We start from the raw sequence: 1,531 nt of genomic DNA, 5'->3' as shown, positions 1-1,531 counted from the left end.
TGCGGCACCGGACCTTGCACGGTCATGCCTGCAGCGTAGGGTTCTTCCTGCCCGGCAGACTTCGGCGGCAGTTCGGCCTTGCACTGGTAGCGGGTGCCTGCTTGCAGCGCAAACACCGGCGCGCCGGCATTGCAGTGCCGTGCCAGCTGCTGCAGGTGCGCGGGGTTCTCAAAATGAGCCCACACCGGACCATCGTCGGGCGACAGCCAGGCAAAGAACAGTCCGGGCCGCTGGATGGAGCCTTCTTTGTCCATGCCCGCCCAGGCAGGCGGCACGCAGGAGGCCAGCGCAGCGATGAGGGCAAGGCATTGTCGGGACAGCATGGGCGATGCACTCCTGAAATGGCGGATGCTGGGTAACAGCCACCTGAGGTGGCCGTAGCTCTGTAGCGGCCCACCATTGTGCCGCCACGTTCAGTCTTCCAAATGCAAAAAAAAGGCCCCCGATGCCCATGGCACCGGGGGCCTGTGACTACCGCGCTGAGAACCTGTTCAAAAAGCGCGATGGTCGCCCTCACACGTTCATGATCGACACCAGGCGCGTGTTCAGGTGCGCCTCGATGGCCTCGGGGCCACCCTCGGAGCCGTAGCCCGAATCCTTCAGGCCACCAAACGGCAACTCGGCTGCAGGTGCGGCGGCCTGGTTGATCCAGAGCATGCCCACTTCCAGGCGCTGCGCCAGCAAATGAGCGTTCTTCAGCGACGAAGTGAAGGCATAACCGGCCAGACCAAACGGCAGGCGGTTGGCCTCGGCAATGGCGTCTTCGATTTGGGTGAAGCCACGCACGGCAGCCACGGGGCCAAAGGGCTCTTCGTTCACGATGCGGGCCGACAGGGGCACGTCGTTCAGCACCGTGGGCTGGAAGAAGTTGCCTTCGGTGCCGATGCGCTCGCCACCGGCCAGCACCTTGGCGCCCTGCTGTACCGCATCGGCCAACAAGTCGGCCATGGCGGTAATGCGACGCGGGTTGGCCAGCGGGCCCATCTGCGTGCCGGCTGCGAGGCCATCGCCCACCTTCAGGCCCTGGGCGTATTTGGCGAAAGCGGCCACAAAGTCGGCGCGGATGCTTTCGTGCACCAGATAGCGCGTGGGCGAGATGCAGACCTGGCCTGCGTTGCGGAACTTGGCGCCGCTGCCGATCTTGATGGCGAGTTCGAGGTCGGCGTCTTCGGCCACGATGACYGGSGCGTGGCCGCCCAGCTCCATCGTSACGCGCTTCATGTGCKTGCCSGCCAGCGCGGCCAGCTGCTTGCCCACGGGCGTGGAGCCGGTGAACGTGACCTTGCGGATGATGGGGTGCGGGATCAGGTAGCTGGAGATTTCAGCCGGGTCGCCATAGACCAGGCCCACGGTGCCTGCGGGCACACCTGCGTCAGCAAACGCGCGGATCAGCTCGGCGGGGCTGGCGGGGGTTTCTTCAGGCGCCTTGACCAAGATGGAGCAACCGGCACCCAGCGCGGCGGCCAGCTTGCGCACCACCTGGTTGATGGGGAAGTTCCAGGGCGTGAAGGCCGCCACGGGGCCCACAGGG

At 65.9% G+C, this 1,531-nt stretch carries 2 protein-coding genes; both read right to left on the bottom strand.

Going from position 1 to position 1,531, the window contains the following annotated elements:
• Nucleotides 1-323: hypothetical protein (locus tag AC04MI_RS25085; RefSeq protein ID WP_476499034.1), on the bottom strand; the 323-nt coding region annotated here is incomplete at its 3' end.
• A gap of 190 nt (nucleotides 324-513) precedes the next feature.
• Nucleotides 514-1,531: aldehyde dehydrogenase family protein (locus tag AC04MI_RS25080; RefSeq protein WP_476499033.1), on the bottom strand; the 1,018-nt coding region annotated here is incomplete at its 5' end.

The sequence above is a fragment of the Acidovorax sp. LjRoot204 genome, assembly GCF_056175785.1.
This window is presented reverse-complemented; position numbering and strand designations above follow the sequence as displayed.